General features: G+C 65.8%; 16 protein-coding genes and 1 riboswitch. Of the genes, 2 read left to right on the top strand and 14 right to left on the bottom strand.

Annotation, left to right across the window (positions count from 1 at the left end):
• Positions 1–16: 16 nt before the first annotated feature.
• The 13 genes from APH27_RS26725 to cobO form a co-directional block, all read right to left on the bottom strand.
• Positions 17–139, bottom strand: a complete 123-nt coding sequence (locus APH27_RS26725) for a hypothetical protein (protein WP_256208044.1) — start codon at positions 137–139, stop codon at positions 17–19.
• The gene (locus APH27_RS00375) at positions 136–1,338 is read right to left on the bottom strand and encodes an MFS transporter (protein WP_060483703.1); all 1,203 of its coding nucleotides are present in this window, start codon (positions 1,336–1,338) and stop codon (positions 136–138) included. Before APH27_RS00375 ends, APH27_RS26725 begins: the two co-directional genes overlap by 4 nt.
• 63 nt (positions 1,339–1,401) lie before the next feature.
• A complete protein-coding gene (locus APH27_RS00370) occupies positions 1,402–1,806 on the bottom strand; it encodes a MarR family winged helix-turn-helix transcriptional regulator (protein ID WP_060483702.1) in 405 nt (134 codons plus the stop codon).
• Between the two features lie 61 nt (positions 1,807–1,867).
• A complete protein-coding gene (locus APH27_RS00365; RefSeq protein WP_027918104.1) occupies positions 1,868–2,602 on the bottom strand; it encodes an adenosylcobinamide-GDP ribazoletransferase in 735 nt (244 codons plus the stop codon).
• A gap of 1 nt (position 2,603) precedes the next feature.
• A complete protein-coding gene (gene cobC / locus APH27_RS00360) occupies positions 2,604–3,161 on the bottom strand; it encodes an alpha-ribazole phosphatase family protein (protein WP_027918103.1) in 558 nt (185 codons plus the stop codon).
• Positions 3,158–4,213 (bottom strand): nicotinate-nucleotide--dimethylbenzimidazole phosphoribosyltransferase, encoded by a 1,056-nt coding sequence (gene cobT, locus APH27_RS00355; RefSeq protein WP_027918102.1) that lies wholly within the window; start codon positions 4,211–4,213, stop codon positions 3,158–3,160. Before cobT ends, cobC begins: the two co-directional genes overlap by 4 nt.
• Entirely contained in the window at positions 4,210–4,731 is a 522-nt protein-coding gene (cobU, locus tag APH27_RS00350; protein ID WP_027918101.1) for a bifunctional adenosylcobinamide kinase/adenosylcobinamide-phosphate guanylyltransferase, read from the bottom strand. Before cobU ends, cobT begins: the two co-directional genes overlap by 4 nt.
• Before the next feature lies 1 nt (position 4,732).
• Positions 4,733–6,187, bottom strand: coding sequence for a cobyric acid synthase (locus tag APH27_RS00345; protein ID WP_060483701.1), 1,455 nt, complete (start codon positions 6,185–6,187; stop codon positions 4,733–4,735).
• Positions 6,184–7,176: a threonine-phosphate decarboxylase CobD gene (gene cobD / locus APH27_RS00340; protein ID WP_060483700.1), complete on the bottom strand. Its 993-nt coding sequence runs from the start codon at positions 7,174–7,176 to the stop codon at positions 6,184–6,186. Before cobD ends, APH27_RS00345 begins: the two co-directional genes overlap by 4 nt.
• Positions 7,169–8,077: an adenosylcobinamide-phosphate synthase CbiB gene (cbiB, locus tag APH27_RS00335; RefSeq protein ID WP_027918098.1), complete on the bottom strand. Its 909-nt coding sequence runs from the start codon at positions 8,075–8,077 to the stop codon at positions 7,169–7,171. The genes cobD and cbiB overlap by 8 nt, the downstream gene beginning before the upstream one ends.
• Entirely contained in the window at positions 8,074–8,724 is a 651-nt protein-coding gene (bluB, locus tag APH27_RS00330) for a 5,6-dimethylbenzimidazole synthase (protein ID WP_027918097.1), read from the bottom strand. The genes cbiB and bluB overlap by 4 nt, the downstream gene beginning before the upstream one ends.
• A complete protein-coding gene (locus tag APH27_RS00325) occupies positions 8,721–10,016 on the bottom strand; it encodes a cobyrinate a,c-diamide synthase (RefSeq protein WP_060483699.1) in 1,296 nt (431 codons plus the stop codon). The genes bluB and APH27_RS00325 overlap by 4 nt, the downstream gene beginning before the upstream one ends.
• Positions 10,013–10,624, bottom strand: a complete 612-nt coding sequence (gene cobO / locus APH27_RS00320) for a cob(I)yrinic acid a,c-diamide adenosyltransferase (RefSeq protein WP_060483698.1) — start codon at positions 10,622–10,624, stop codon at positions 10,013–10,015. The genes APH27_RS00325 and cobO overlap by 4 nt, the downstream gene beginning before the upstream one ends.
• Before the next feature lie 118 nt (positions 10,625–10,742).
• Positions 10,743–10,965: riboswitch (cobalamin riboswitch) on the bottom strand.
• A 166-nt stretch (positions 10,966–11,131) separates the two neighbouring features.
• On the opposite strand from cobO, the gene APH27_RS00315 reads away from it, so the two are divergent.
• The gene (locus APH27_RS00315) at positions 11,132–11,710 is read left to right on the top strand and encodes a hypothetical protein (RefSeq protein WP_027918094.1); all 579 of its coding nucleotides are present in this window, start codon (positions 11,132–11,134) and stop codon (positions 11,708–11,710) included.
• 2 nt (positions 11,711–11,712) lie between these two features.
• On the opposite strand, the gene APH27_RS00310 is transcribed toward APH27_RS00315, so the two are convergent.
• Positions 11,713–12,771: a tartrate dehydrogenase gene (locus APH27_RS00310; protein ID WP_060483697.1), complete on the bottom strand. Its 1,059-nt coding sequence runs from the start codon at positions 12,769–12,771 to the stop codon at positions 11,713–11,715.
• Positions 12,772–12,895: 124 nt separating this feature from the next.
• On the opposite strand from APH27_RS00310, the gene APH27_RS00305 reads away from it, so the two are divergent.
• On the top strand, positions 12,896–13,813 hold the full coding sequence (locus tag APH27_RS00305; protein ID WP_060483783.1) for a LysR family transcriptional regulator: 918 nt from the start codon (positions 12,896–12,898) through the stop codon (positions 13,811–13,813).
• The last annotated feature ends 62 nt before the right edge of the window (positions 13,814–13,875 follow it).

Raw genomic sequence — 13,875 nt, 5'->3', positions numbered from 1 at the left:
ACTTGCAGGGTAGCGCTTAACAAACGTTCATGCCCAGCTGCATCAACGCCAACCCGCCTCGCTGCCAGCCCCACCACACCAGCGCCAGCAGCAACGCCAAGGCCGCAAGCAGCAGCCCACGGGCCAGGTGGCGGTTCATGCCGCTTGCGCCTGCAAACGGGCGACCGGACGTTCTCGTACCGGCCAGTTGAGCGCGGCAGCCAGCAGACTGAGCAGAATGGAAATCTGCCAGACCAGGTCATAGTTACCGGTCTGGTCGTACACCACTCCCCCCAACCAGCCGCCAAGGAATGCGCCCAGCTGGTGGAACAGGAAGACGATGCCACCGAGCATCGACAGGTTGCGCACGCCAAAAACCGTGGCCACGGTGCCATTGGTCAACGGCACGGTGGAAAGCCACAGCAGGCCCATGGCAATACCGAACAAGTAGGCACTTACTTGCGTTACCGGCGCCCACAGGAACAGCGCGATCACCACCGCACGCAGCAGGTACAGCGCGGTCAGCAAACGCGGCTTGGACATGCGGCCACCCAGCCAGCCAGCGGTATAGGTACCAACAATGTTGAACAACCCTACCAGCGCCAGCACCGTGGTGCCGGTGGTTGCTGGCAGATGCTGGTCGACCAGGTAAGCAGGCAGATGCACGCCAATAAAGACCACCTGGAAGCCACAAACAAAGAAACCCAGGGCCAGCAGCCAGAAGCCGGAGTGCGAGCACGCCTCGCGCAGGGCCTGGCCCAACGTCTGCTCCGCGCCATGACTGGGCAGCGGCCGGTCACGCAGCAGGCCGACAAAGGGCACGATCAGCGCAACCAGCAAGCCAAGCACCAACAGCGCCGACGACCAGCCCAGCCATTCGATCAGGCCGAGGGTTCCGGGGAGCATGGCGAACTGGCCGAAGGAGCCGGCGGCGCTGGCGATACCCATGGCCATGCTGCGTTTTTCCGCCGGAACCGCACGGCCGACCACACCGAGGATGACCGAGAATGAGGTGCCAGACAGACCGATACCGATCAACAGGCCGGCGCTGAGCGACAGCGACCAGGCCGAATCGGCGGTACTCATCAGCAACAGGCCAGCGGCATAGAGTATGCCGCCGATAATCACCACCCGCGCCGCACCAAGGCGGTCGGCCAGCGCACCGGCAAACGGCTGCGCCAATCCCCAGACAAGGTTTTGCAGGGCGATGGCAAAGGCGAACACTTCACGGCCCCAGCCAAAATCGGCGCTCATCGGCGCCAGGAACAGGCCAAAACCGTGACGCACACCCAGCGACAGCGCCAGGATCAACGCCGCCCCCGCAAGTACCCACCCGCTGGTTCGCCACACCGAAGTCATTGTCGTTATCTCCAGCACATCGCAAGGTTGTACGGGTATATACCCGCTTCTAGTGGTAATGATTCAGGCAAGCCGCTCCAGCAACCGCACCAGCTCGTCACGCTGCCCTTCGCCCAACTGCTCGACCAGCGACAACTGTGCCTGCTCCCAGGCTGGGTGGGCCGCATGCAAGCGCGCCTCGCCCGCCCCGGTCAGCAACACCACGCGGTTGCGCTGGTCATCGCCGTCGGCCAACGCCACCAGCCCTTCTGCTTCCAGCACGCGCAGGTTACGGCCCAGCGTACTGCGCTCCAGGCCCATGGCCTCGGCCAGTGTGGTGATACTGGGGCGATCAAGCCGCTGCAGGTGGCGTAACAGGGAAAACTGGGCGACATTGATGCCGAAGCCGGCAAGGGCCTCGTCGTAGTGCCGGCTCACCCCTCGGGCGGCGCGACGCAGATGGGTGCAGATGCATTCACTGGTCAACATGGATACGTGTATATACCCGCTTCAGAGTGGTTGCAACAAGTTTCAAGGTGCGGGCTCAAGCTCACAGGCTCAACGCCAGCCCCAATACTACCGTCAGTTCCAACAATTCCAGCATCGCCCCCGCGGTGTCCCCGGTGGTGCCACCCAACCGCTGGCACATCAGCCGCCGCAGCCAGCAGAACACTGCAAGCGACGCCAAGAGCGGCCATAGCGCCAGCCAACCACCCATCAACAGGCACAGCGACACACTGCCCAGCAACACCCAACTCGCCGTGCCCCGTGGCAAGTGCTCAGCCAGCGCCTGCCCCAAGCCGCCCTTGCGTACATAGGGCGTACCAAGGAACAAGCCAAGCATCGCCGCCCTCCCCACCACCGGCGCCAGGATCAGCAAGGCACCCGCGCCCCGCTCCACCAGCACCCACAAGGCACAGAACTTCAGCAGCAACACCAGCACGAGGGTGACCACGGCTATCGGCCCGCTGCGCGGATCCTTCATGATCTGCAGCGTGCGCTCGCGGTCACCGAAGCCGCCCAGCCAGGCATCGGCACTGTCGGCAAGGCCATCCAGGTGCAGCGCGCCGCTAAGCAGTACCCACAGCGCCAGCAGCAAGGCTGCGTGCAAAGGTGCCGCAACACCTTGCAGCAGATGGCTGGCAAGCCACAGCAACACGCCGAACAGCAGCCCTACCAACGGGTAGCAGAGCAACGAACGGCCCATTTCACGTGGCTCTGGCATCCCCGGCAAACGCACCGGCAAACTGCTGAGAAACTGCAAGGCAATCCAGAACGGCAGCATGTCAAAGCACCTCGAGCAGCGCGCCATCGTCGTCCACCGCCAGGCGCACCAAGGCGCCATGGCCGACCTCGACCTGCAGCAACTGCTCCCGGGGCAGGCCACGGGCACGCGCCAGCAGCAGGCGCATGACACCGCCATGGGTGACCAGCAGCACGCGCTTGCCGGCATATTGCTGGTGCAGGCGGCCGATAGCGGACAGCACGCGCTGGGCGAAGGCCGCGACAGGCTCGCCTGCGGGCGGTGTGTAACTGTAAGGGTCGGCCCAGAAGCGCCCAAGCGCGTCAGCCTGCGTTTGCATGATCTGCATGGCGCTGCGCCCTTCCCACTCACCGAAATGCAGCTCTTGCAGACCGGCTTCCAGCTGAACCGGCATGCCCAGTTGTTCGGCAAAACGCGCACAGCGCTGCAACGGCGAGCTGACCAGCACATCCCAGGGGCCTGCGCCTGCCAGCGCGTCACGCATCTGGCCCCAGCCCTTGTCGGTCAAGGCATCATCCAGGCTGCCGCGCAGGCCGCCGCCCAGCTCGGTTTCACCGTGGCGCAGCAGGTCGAGAATCATGCCGGGCGGTCCGCTACCGCCGCCTCGGCGAAGGTCGCCATCTGCCCGTGCAGGGCGCAGGCCAGGCGCATCAGCGGCACTGCCAAGGCGGCTCCACTGCCCTCGCCCAGGCGCAACCCCAAGGCCAGCAGCGGCTCGGCCTGCAGCGCTGCAAGCAGGGTCTTGTGCCCAGGCTCCGCGCCCTGATGAGCGAACAGCAGCCAGTCACGGCTCTGCGGATTCAGGCGTACCGCCAGCAGTGCGGCGACGCTGCAGATGAAGCCATCCACCAGCACCGCGATACCCTGCTGGGCACAGGCGAGGTAGGCACCGGTCAGTGCAGCGATCTCGAAGCCGCCAACGCATGCCAGTGCCTGCAGCGGCTCATCGGCGCGCAGGCCGTGCAGCACCAGGGCGCGCTCGATCACTTCTGCCTTGTGGCGAACACCTGCGCTATCCAGCCCAGTACCCGGCCCACTCAGCTCACCCGCCGGGCAGGCCAGCAAGGTGCTGGCCAGGGCGGCGGCGGCAGAGGTGTTACCAATGCCCATCTCGCCACCGATGAACAGCTGCGCGCCATTGGCCGCCGCGCGCAAGGCACTGTCGCGACCGGCCTGCAATGCACCTTGCAGCTGCGCGTCGGTCATGGCTGGCTGGCGTGCGAAGTTGGCGGTGCCGGCGCCAAGGCGCAGATGACAAACCCCAGGCAGTTCCAGTTCAGGGTCAATGGTCCCCAGGTCGACCACTTCAAGGCTGGCCTGCAGTTGCCGCGCCAGCACGCTGATCGCCGCACCACCGCCCACGAAGTTGCGCAGCATCTGCCCGGTGACCGCCTGCGGATAGGCCGAAATGCCCTCCTCGACCACACCATGGTCGCCCGCGAAAATCGTGATGGCGACCTGATCCAGGGTTGGCCGCTCACGCCCTTGCAAGCCGGCCAGTTGCACTGCCAGGCCTTCGAGTTGGCCGAGCGAGCCGGCAGGTTTGGTCAGCTGCTGCTGACGGGCGCGGGCCTGGTCCATGGCGGCGTTGTCGAGAGGTTGGCAGGCAGCGCGCCACCAGGCGTGGTTCATAGAGTGGGTCCTTTGAGCATGAGAGGGAGGCCGGCCACGGTCAGCACCACACGCTGGCAGCGTTCGGCAACGGCTTGGTGCAGCCAGCCGGCCAGGTCGACGTAACGGCGGGTCAGCTCGCCCATGGGCACCACGCCCAGGCCGGTTTCGTTGCTGACCAGAATGATTGTGCCGGGCAATTGCTCCAGGCAGTCGAGCAGCGCATCGCGCTCTGCGGCCAGCCGCTGCTGATCGTCGAGCATCAGCAGGTTGGTCAACCACAAGGTCAGGCAGTCCACCAGCAGACAGCGGCCTTCAGCGGCTTCTGCACGCAACACAGCAGCCAGCGCCAAGGGTTCTTCGATCAGCCCCCAATCGGCTGGCCGGCGCTCGCGGTGCAGGCGCACGCGCTCGTTCATTTCGCCATCGAGCTGCTCGCTGGTGGCGATGTAGGTGACCGCCAGGCCGCTGTCGCTGGCCAGTTGCTCGGCCAGGCGGCTCTTGCCCGAGCGGGCGCCGCCGAGGATCAGGTTGCGCATGTCAGGCGACTCCACAAAGCGTTCGCAGGTGCGCGGTATCCAGGTGGGTTTCCACCAGGTCGGCCAGGCGCTCGATGTCACGTTCGCGCAGGGCCTCGTAATCGATGGTCTGCGCATTCTCCAGCCCCGCCCAGCGCAGCAGCGCGGCACAGGACTGGCTGCCCTCGAACAGGCCATGAAGGTAGGTGGCGAGGACCTGGCCGTCGGCACTGATCGCGCCGTCACAACGGCCATCGGCGAGCTGCACGGCGGGCTGTTCCAGGGCAGGGCCTGCGGTAACGCCAGCATGAATTTCATAACCGGAGACCGGCACGCCTTCCAGGCTCAGAACGCCGACAACGTTGCGCAGTTGCTTTTCGGCTTCAAGCACCGTCACGTAATCGAACAGGCCCAGCCCGGGGCTGGAACCGGCGGCGCCTTCCAGGCCGAGCGGGTCGTGCACTTCGCGTCCAAGCATCTGCAGGCCACCGCAGATGCCGATCAATTTGCCGCCATAGCGCAGGTGCCGCTCGATGGCCTTGTCCCAGCCACGCTCGCGCAGTTGCGCCAGGTCACCGCGCACGCTCTTCGAGCCGGGCAGGATGATCAGGTCGGCGGGCGGAATCGGCTGGCCCGGGCCGATGAACTGCAGGTCGACCTGCGGGTGCAGGCGCAGCGGGTCGAAATCGGTGTGGTTGCTGATGCGCGGCAGCACCGGGACGATCACCTTGAGCACGCGCTCATGCTTGGCGCCCTGGCGGATGTCGATGCCATCCTCGGCTTCCAGGTGCAGGTCTGTGACGTAGGGCAGCACGCCCAGCACGGGTTTGCCAGTGCGTTGCTCCAGCCAGTCCAGGCCCGGCTGCAACAGCGCGATGTCGCCGCGAAAACGATTGATGACAAAGCCCTTGACCCGCGCCTGCTCGCTCGGCGAGAGCAGTTCGAGAGTACCGACCAGGTGGGCAAACACCCCGCCGCGGTTGATGTCGGCGACCAGGATCACCGGGCAGTCGACCGCCTCGGCAAAGCCCATGTTGGCGATGTCACCGGCACGCAGATTGATCTCGGCCGGCGAGCCAGCGCCCTCGACCATCACCACCGGGTAGGCCGCTGTGAGGCGCTGGTGCGAGGCCAGCACTGCCTGCATGGCAATCGCCTTGTAGTCGTGATAGGCCACCGCATTCATGCTGGTGACCGCACGACCATGGATGATCACCTGGGCACCGGTGTCGCTGTTGGGCTTGAGCAGCACCGGGTTCATGTCGGTGTGGGGGGCCAGCCGACAAGCCTGGGCCTGCACCGCCTGGGCGCGGCCAATTTCACCGCCGTCGGCGGTCACGGCGCTGTTGAGCGCCATGTTCTGGGGCTTGAACGGCACCACGCCGACGCCCTGACGCAACAGCCAGCGGCACAGGGCGGTAACCAGTGTGCTCTTGCCGGCATCGGAGGTGGTGCCTTGCACCATGAGGGTGGTCATGCCGTTTCCTTCTGATAATCGGCCAGGGCCCGGGCCAGGCGCTGCTCGTCTGCGGCATTCGCCGGCAAGCCAAGGCGCACGGCGGCAGGCTGCTCGAACAGGCGCACAAGAATGCCGCGGCGGGCGAGAAAGTCATGCAGGTGGGCTGCCTGCGGGCTGCGCACGTACTGGAACAGGTCGCAGCCGCCGCTGGGCGCCAGACCACAGCCCTGCAACAGTGCTGCCAGGCGTTCACTGGCCAGCGCACAGCGTTCGATCTGCGCTTGATGCGCCGCGTGGTCGGCAAAGCAGGCTTGCGCCAGCACCCGGGTCGGACCACTGACAGTCCAAGGCCCGAGCAACTCGGCAAGGCGCTGCAGCAACGAAGGTTCGGCCACTACGCAGCCCAACCGTACGCCGGCCAGGCCAAAGAACTTGCCAAACGAACGCAGCACGATCAGGCCTGGGCGTTCGGCGCAGTCGGTCACGCTGTACTCGGGGGTGTTGTCCATGAACGCTTCGTCGACCAGCAGCCAGCCGCCGCGCTCGGCCAACCGCGCGTGCCAGGCCAGCAGACGCTCGCGCGATACCCGGCGACCGGTGGGGTTGTTCGGGTTGACCAGCACCAGCACATCAAGGCTGTCGAGCTCAGCTTCGGCCTGGGTTTCATCCAGTTCGACCACCTCATGCCCGGCGCGACGCCAGGCCTGAGGGTGTTCGGCATAACAGGGTGACAGCACACCGACTCGCCCGGCCGGGCGCAATGTCGGCAGCGCCTGGATCGCCGCCTGCGAACCGGCCACCGGCAGTAGCTGGGTGGCGCGGTAGTAGCGCCGCGCCGCGTCTTCGAGGCCGTCGTCGGTCTCTGGCAGCCGGGCCCACGCGTCCAGTGGAATCGGCGGAATCGGATAAGACCACGGCGCGATGCCGCTGGACAGGTCGAGCCAGTCTTCCCGCGCGATCGCGTATTGCCGCACCGCCCGCAACAGGCGGCCACCGTGTTCAAGCATTCAGATAGGCTCCCACGCAGATCAGCAGTACCCACAACCACACACCACGCTGCACCAGGCTCCAGCCGCGCTCGATGGCATCGGCGTCGGCCATCGGCCCGTCACCCAGGCGTGGGCGCTCGTGCAGTTCACCGTGGTACACCGCCGGGCCGCCCAGTTCGACACCCAGCGCCCCGGCCCCCGAGGCCATCACTGGCCCGGCATTGGGGCTGTCCCACAGTGGAGCCTGTTTACGCCAGCAGGCCAGGGCCAGGCGCGTCTTGCCAAGTAGCGCGTAAGTCAACGCCACCAGCCTGGCGGGAATATAGTTCAGCACATCGTCGATGCGTGCCGCGCACCAACCGAAGCGCTCGAAGCGTTCGTTGCGGTAACCCCACATGGCGTCCAGGGTGTTGCTAAGGCGGTACAGCACCACCCCCGGCGCCCCGGCCACGACGAACCAGAACAGCGCGGCGAACACCGCATCGCTGCCGTTCTCCAGTACCGATTCGGTGGCTGCGCGAGCGACTGCTGGTTCGTCCAGTTCGCGGGTTTCCCGGCTGACCAGGTAGCCGACGCGGCGCCGCGCCTCTTCCAGATCCCCTTGGCGCAAGGCGTTGGCCACCGGCAGCACATGCTCGCCGAGGCTGCGCAATCCGAGGGCGCAATACAGCGCCAGCACGTCCACCAACCAGCCGACATAGGGCAACCAGGACACTATCAACGCCACCAGGGTCAGTGGTACCACGGCCAGGAACCAGGCGCTCACGCCATGGCTGCGCCAGCCGCGCCCGCTGGCATTCAGGCGACGCTCCAGGCTCGACGCCAGGTTACCGAAGCCCACCAGCGGATGCCGGCGCTGCGGCTCGCCCAGCAGCGCATCCAGGGCCACACCGGCCACGGTCAGCAAAGCGACGCTCATGGGCGTTCTCCCCATTGGTTCTCGAACAGCATGTCACTCAAGGGGCGTTCCTCGGCCCAGTTTTCCTGTACCAGCATGGGCTGCGCGTAGAACGCGGTGACCGGCCCCAGGCACAGCACCGCCACCGGTTTGGCCCCGGCGGGCATGCCCAGCAAGGCGGCCAGGGCCTGCGGCTCGAACAGCGAGACCCACCCCAGCCCCAGGCCCTCGGCACGGGCGGCCAGCCACAGGTTCTGGATCGCGCAGGCCAGCGAAGCCAGGTCCATCTCCGGCAAGGTGCGGCGGCCGAAGATGTGCGACTCGCGGTTGTCCATCAACGCTGCCACCAGCACTTCAGCGCAGTCGCTGATGCCCTCCACCTTGAGCTTCATGAACGCGTCAGAGCGTTCGCCCAGCGCTTCGGCGGTACGCACCCGCTCTTCTTCGACCAAGGCCTGAATCTGCCCGCGCAGTTCAGGCTCGCTGATGCGGATGAAGCGCCAAGGCTGCATCAGGCCGACACTCGGCGCCTGGTGCGCGGCGGCCAGCAGGCGAGCGAGCAGCTCGGGAGCGACCGTGCCACCGGCAAAGTGGCGCATGTCCCGGCGCTCACCGATGGCGCGGTAGATCGCGGCGCGCTCGGCGGCGCTGTAGGCGTGATCGCTCATGGCCGCAACAGCGCCGCCGCCGCGTCAGGGTTGGACGGGAAGTAGAAGTGCACGTAGGACGCCGTCAGCCTGCCCAGCCGATACACCGCTTCGTTGCCGCGCCCGCCGTTGGGGCTCAGGCCCCGGGCGATCGGTTCCAGCTCGGTGCTGGTCAGCGAGTGATGATAGGTGTGCCCGCGCAGGGTGCCTTCGGGCAGCTCCACGGCCTGCAGCGCCAGGGCCGCCAGGCGCTTCTGCATGGTCGCCTCGCCTGGCAGCAGGCCCAGCAGTTCGGCTCGCTCGCCAGCAACATCCGTCAGCGCCTCGAGCAGATACAGCATGCCGCCGCACTCGGCCAGCAACGGCTTGCCTTCGGCGTGATGGGCACGGATCGCTTCGCACATCGGTGCATTGGCAGCCAGTGCGTGATGATGCAGTTCCGGATACCCGCCTGGCAGGTACAGGCTGTCCACTGCTGGCAACTCACGATCATGCAATGGCGAAAAGAATGCCAGCTGTGCGCCCAGATCACGCAGCAGGTCGAGATTGGCGCGATAGGTAAAGGCGAACGCTTCGTCACGTGCCACGCCGATACGCACACCGCTGAGCGACGCGGCGCACGGTTGTAGCGCGGGCGCGACGAAGGCCACCGGCGGCGGCAAGGTAGCGTCGCAGCTGGCGCCGAGGGCTTCGGCGGCAGCGTCAAGGCGGGCATCCAGGTCGTTCAGCTCGCTGGCCTGGACCAATCCCAGATGGCGGCTGGGCAGCTCGATGCCGCGCTCGCGTGACAAGCCCCCATACCAGCGCAGGCCCTCGGTCAGGCTGCCTTCGAGCAGTTGCGCATGGCGCAGGCTGCCGACCCGGTTGGCCAGCACGCCAGCGAACGGCAGGTCGGCCTGATAACGCGCCAGGCCCAAGGCCAGGGCGCCGAAGGTCTGGGCCATGGCGGTGCCATCGATCACCGCCAGCACCGGCACACCGAAGTGGCGGGCCAGATCAGCGCTGGACGGGGTGCCGTCGAACAGGCCCATCACACCCTCGATCAGAATCAGGTCGGCCTCTTGTGCAGCTTGCCACAGCAGCCGACGGCTTTCTTCGGCACCAATCATCCACAGATCGAGCTGGTACACCGGTGCGCCACTGGCCCGCTCAAGGATCATCGGGTCGAGGAAGTCAGGGCCGCATTTGAACACCCGGACTTTACGCCCCAAGTTGCGGTGCAGGCGGGCCAGGGCTGCAGTCACAGTCGTCTTGCCCTGGCCAGAGGCGGGTGCTGCGATCAGCACCGCCGGGCAGCTGCGCGTTTCACTCACAGTTCGACGCCCTTCTGCGCGCGGATACCGGCCTGGAAGGCGTGCTTGAGCATCCCCATCTCGGTGACGGTGTCGGCCAGTTCGATCATTTCAGGCTTGGCTGCGCGACCGGTGACGATCACGTGCTGCATCGGTGGCCGGGCCTGAATGTCACTCAGCACTTTGTCCAGATCGAGGTAGCCGTGCTTGAGGGCGATGTTCAGCTCGTCGAGCACCACGAACTGCACGCTCGGGTCTTGCAGCAGCTGGCGCGATACCGCCCAGGCAGCTTCGGCGGCAGCGATGTCACGCTGACGGTCCTGGGTCTCCCAGGTGAAGCCCTCGCCCATCACGTGGTAGCGCACCTGCTCGGGGAAACGGCGGAAGAACAGCTCCTCGCCGGTGCTGTTGCGGCCCTTGATGAACTGCACCACGCCGCACTGCATACCATGACCCAGGGCACGAGCGAGCATGCCGAAGGCCGAGCTGCTCTTGCCCTTGCCGTTGCCGGTGAGCACCAGCAGCAGGCCGCATTCATTGGGGGAATTGGCGATGCGCTCGTCGATGACCGCCTTCTTGCGCTGCATGCGCGCCAGGTGGCGTTCGTCGCGGTCGGTGGATTCGCTCATGAAGGGTTCTCCGCAGGCTGACGCCACGTGAACTGCGGCGACAGGTAATAGGCGGGCAGACGGAGAACGCGCAGGAGCCATGGCCGGAGCCACGGTGCACCGCGCATCACCCTCCGTGATGCCGTTGGCAGTTTCAGGCCGGTCTCCGGGCTTGTGAGCGGGCCATTCGGCCCAGGCCTGCGCGCCTTCCCGGGTAGCTGTACCCAGTGGCCCTGCGCGGCCGCTACTCACCTACCGTTGCGGGGGCAGCGCCGGAATCGCGCCATGCTGGCGACCACCGGCTTCCCAGTTTCACCCTGCCCAGTCGGGGCTGGCAGGGCACCTGAAACACGCCGCGAAGGTTAGAGGGTTGCACCGGGAGCGTCAATCGAACGGGGCCTTTTACTTCGGCCGGACTGGCCCGGGTCAGTGGCCGATCCGCCGGCTTGTGCCACACTGAATAAAATGATGTCACATGGCCATCATTTTTCGCTGGACGCGATCATAACGATAACAGGAGAGCTCAGCATGCAAGGCCAGATCATCAATAACCCTCGCCTGGAGTTTCTGCAGCCGGTACTGGAGCGCTGGGTCGACTGCATCGACCGCTTCAACCAGTTCAATGGCGATGCCGAAGCCCCGTACTGGCATGGCAGCGCCGCCAACATCGGCATGCTCGCCGCAGCTGCCTGGCAAGCCGAACGCTCAGCCCTGCCGCAGTTTGCCAGCAAGAAGCAGCGTGACGAGGGCGAACAGGAGGGGCGCTGCGACCTTTCGATCTGCAGCGCCGACGAGGCGCTCTACCTGAGCGTGAGCCAGCGCTGGCCAAAAATCGCCCGGCTGGACATGGCTGCAGCCCTGCAGGAAACCACATCCCTCGCCCGCCACGTGGCCTACCCCAGCCAGCTGAAAGCGGGGGCGCTGTTCATCACCCCCTGGAAGGCAGGCCAGCATGCCAGCCCGGAAGAACTGCAAGACCTGGTCGATGACCTGCAGAAACACACAGCCTGCGCCATCGCCTGGTACTTCCCTTATGCCTATCGCAAGCTGCACAACGAGCTGGGGCAGTATTTCCCGGGGGTGGCGCTGCTGCTGAAGCAGGCCTGAATTCAGCGGTGCAGCAGCGCCAGCACGGCATCGGTCACTGCTCGGGTAGTGGCGTTGCCGCCCAGGTCCGGCGTGTGCAGGCCACTCTCGGTCACCGCTTCGATGGCCGCCATCAGCTCACGCGCAGCAGCGGCTTCACCCAGGTGTTCAAGCATCATTACTGCGGTCCAGAAGGTGGCGATCGGGTTGGCCACGCCCTTGCCGGTGATGTCGAAGGCCGAGCCGTGGATCGGTTCGAACATCGACGGGCATTCGCGGCTCGGGTTGAGGTTGGCGGTGGGCGCGATGCCCAGGCTGCCGGACAACGCGGCGGCAAGGTCCGAAAGGATGTCGGCATGCAGGTTGGTCGCCACCACCACATCCAGCTGCTCGGGCTTGAGCACCATGGTGGTGGTCACGGCGTCCACCAGTTCACGGGTGGTGCGCACATCCGGGTAATCCTTGGCCACCTCGGCGAACACCTCATCCCACAGCACCATGCCGTGGCGCTGGGCGTTGGACTTGGTCACCAGCGTCAGGTGCTTCGCCGGGCGGGTGCGGGCCAGTTCGAAGGCGAAGCGGTGGATGCGCTCCACGCCCACGCGGGTAAACGTCGAGACCTCGGTAGCCACCTCGATGGGCAGGCCTTGGTGTACCCGGCCACCGCTGCCGGAGTATTCGCCTTCGGAGTTCTCGCGCACGATCACCCAGTCGATCGCCTTGCCCTTGGCCAGCGGGCTGCTAACCCCGGGCAGCACACGCGCCGGGCGCACGTTGGCGTACTGGTCGAAGCCCTGGCAGATCGGCAGGCGCAGCCCCCACAGAGACACATGGTCGGGCACCTCCTGGCTGCCCACGGCACCAAAGAAGATGGCGTCGAAGGCCTTGAGCGATTCCAGGCCACCCTCGGGAATGTACTGGCCCTCACGCAGGTAGCGTTCCGAGCCCCAGTCGAAGTGTTCGAAATCCATGGTGAAGGTACCACGCCTGGCAGCCAGGGCCTGCAGCACCTCCACGCCTGCCGCAATCACTTCGACGCCGATGCCGTCACCCGGGATGGCGGCGATCTTGTAGTGGTTCATGTCTCGACTCCCATGCTTGTTGTGGCCCACCAGGCTTGTGCCAGCGGGGATGGGGCGAGTATATGTAGTGAAGTCAGGGCAGCAGTTAACCCTGGATCACATCTTAAGTAACCATGGGTTAATGATGAATCCGACACAGGACCTGGGCTTCTTCCACCTGCTGGCCAAGCAAGGCAGCCTGGCCGCCACAGCTCGCGAACTGGGCGTGACACCACCGGCAGTGAGCAAACGCCTGGCCGCGCTGGAAGCACGCCTGGGCATTCGCCTGGTCAACCGCACCACCCGTTCCATGAGCCTGACTGCAGAGGGCGAGCTGTACTTCGCCCATGCCGCGCGAATTCTCGCCCAGGTCGACGAAGTGGAGCAGTTGCTCGGCCAGCACCGCGCCGAGCCCAAAGGGCTGATCCGGGTGAATGCTTCACTGGGTTTTGGCCGGCGCTATATCGGCCCGGCCCTGGCGGACTTCTATGCGCGCCATCCAGATATCGAAGTGCAACTGGAGATCAGTGACCACCCACTGGACCTGGCGTCGCACGGCTTTGACCTGGGCATACGTTTCGGCACCCTGCCGGACGCCTCCTTCCACGCCCGCAAGATCGCCTCCAACCGCCGCCTGCTGTGCGCCTCGCCCCTGTACCTGGAAAAGCACGGCACCCCACAGAAGCTTTCGGAACTGGCCCAGCACAACTGCATTTTCCTGCGCCAGAACGAATCGCCGTATGGCGTATGGCGCTTCACCAGTGGCGGCCGCACGCAGAACATCAAGGTACAGGGCGCGCTCAGTTGCAATGACGGGGAAGTGGCACTGAACTGGGCCTTGCAGGGGCACGGTATCTTGCTACGCGCAGAATGGGACATCGCCCGCTATGTGCGCAGCGGGCGCCTGCGGCTGTTGCTGGAGGACCAGACCCCGACACGGGCCGATGTCTACGCGGTATATCCGCAGCAATTGCATTTGTCGGCACGGGTACGACGCCTGATCGATTTTCTCACCGAGCGTTTCGAACGCATCGATCACCTGGACCTGGAAGAGGCCGGTTAAGCCTCGTCAATCGGGAGCGGTGCTCGGTGAACCTTGAGCAACAGCGCGTGCTCACATGTTCA

The sequence above is a fragment of the Pseudomonas sp. NBRC 111123 genome (assembly GCF_001320205.1).
In the GTDB taxonomy this organism is placed as follows: Bacteria; Pseudomonadota; Gammaproteobacteria; order Pseudomonadales; family Pseudomonadaceae; genus Aquipseudomonas; species Aquipseudomonas putida_J.
The sequence above is the reverse complement of the archived record's forward strand: the minus strand, read 5'-3'. Positions and strand labels throughout refer to the sequence as shown.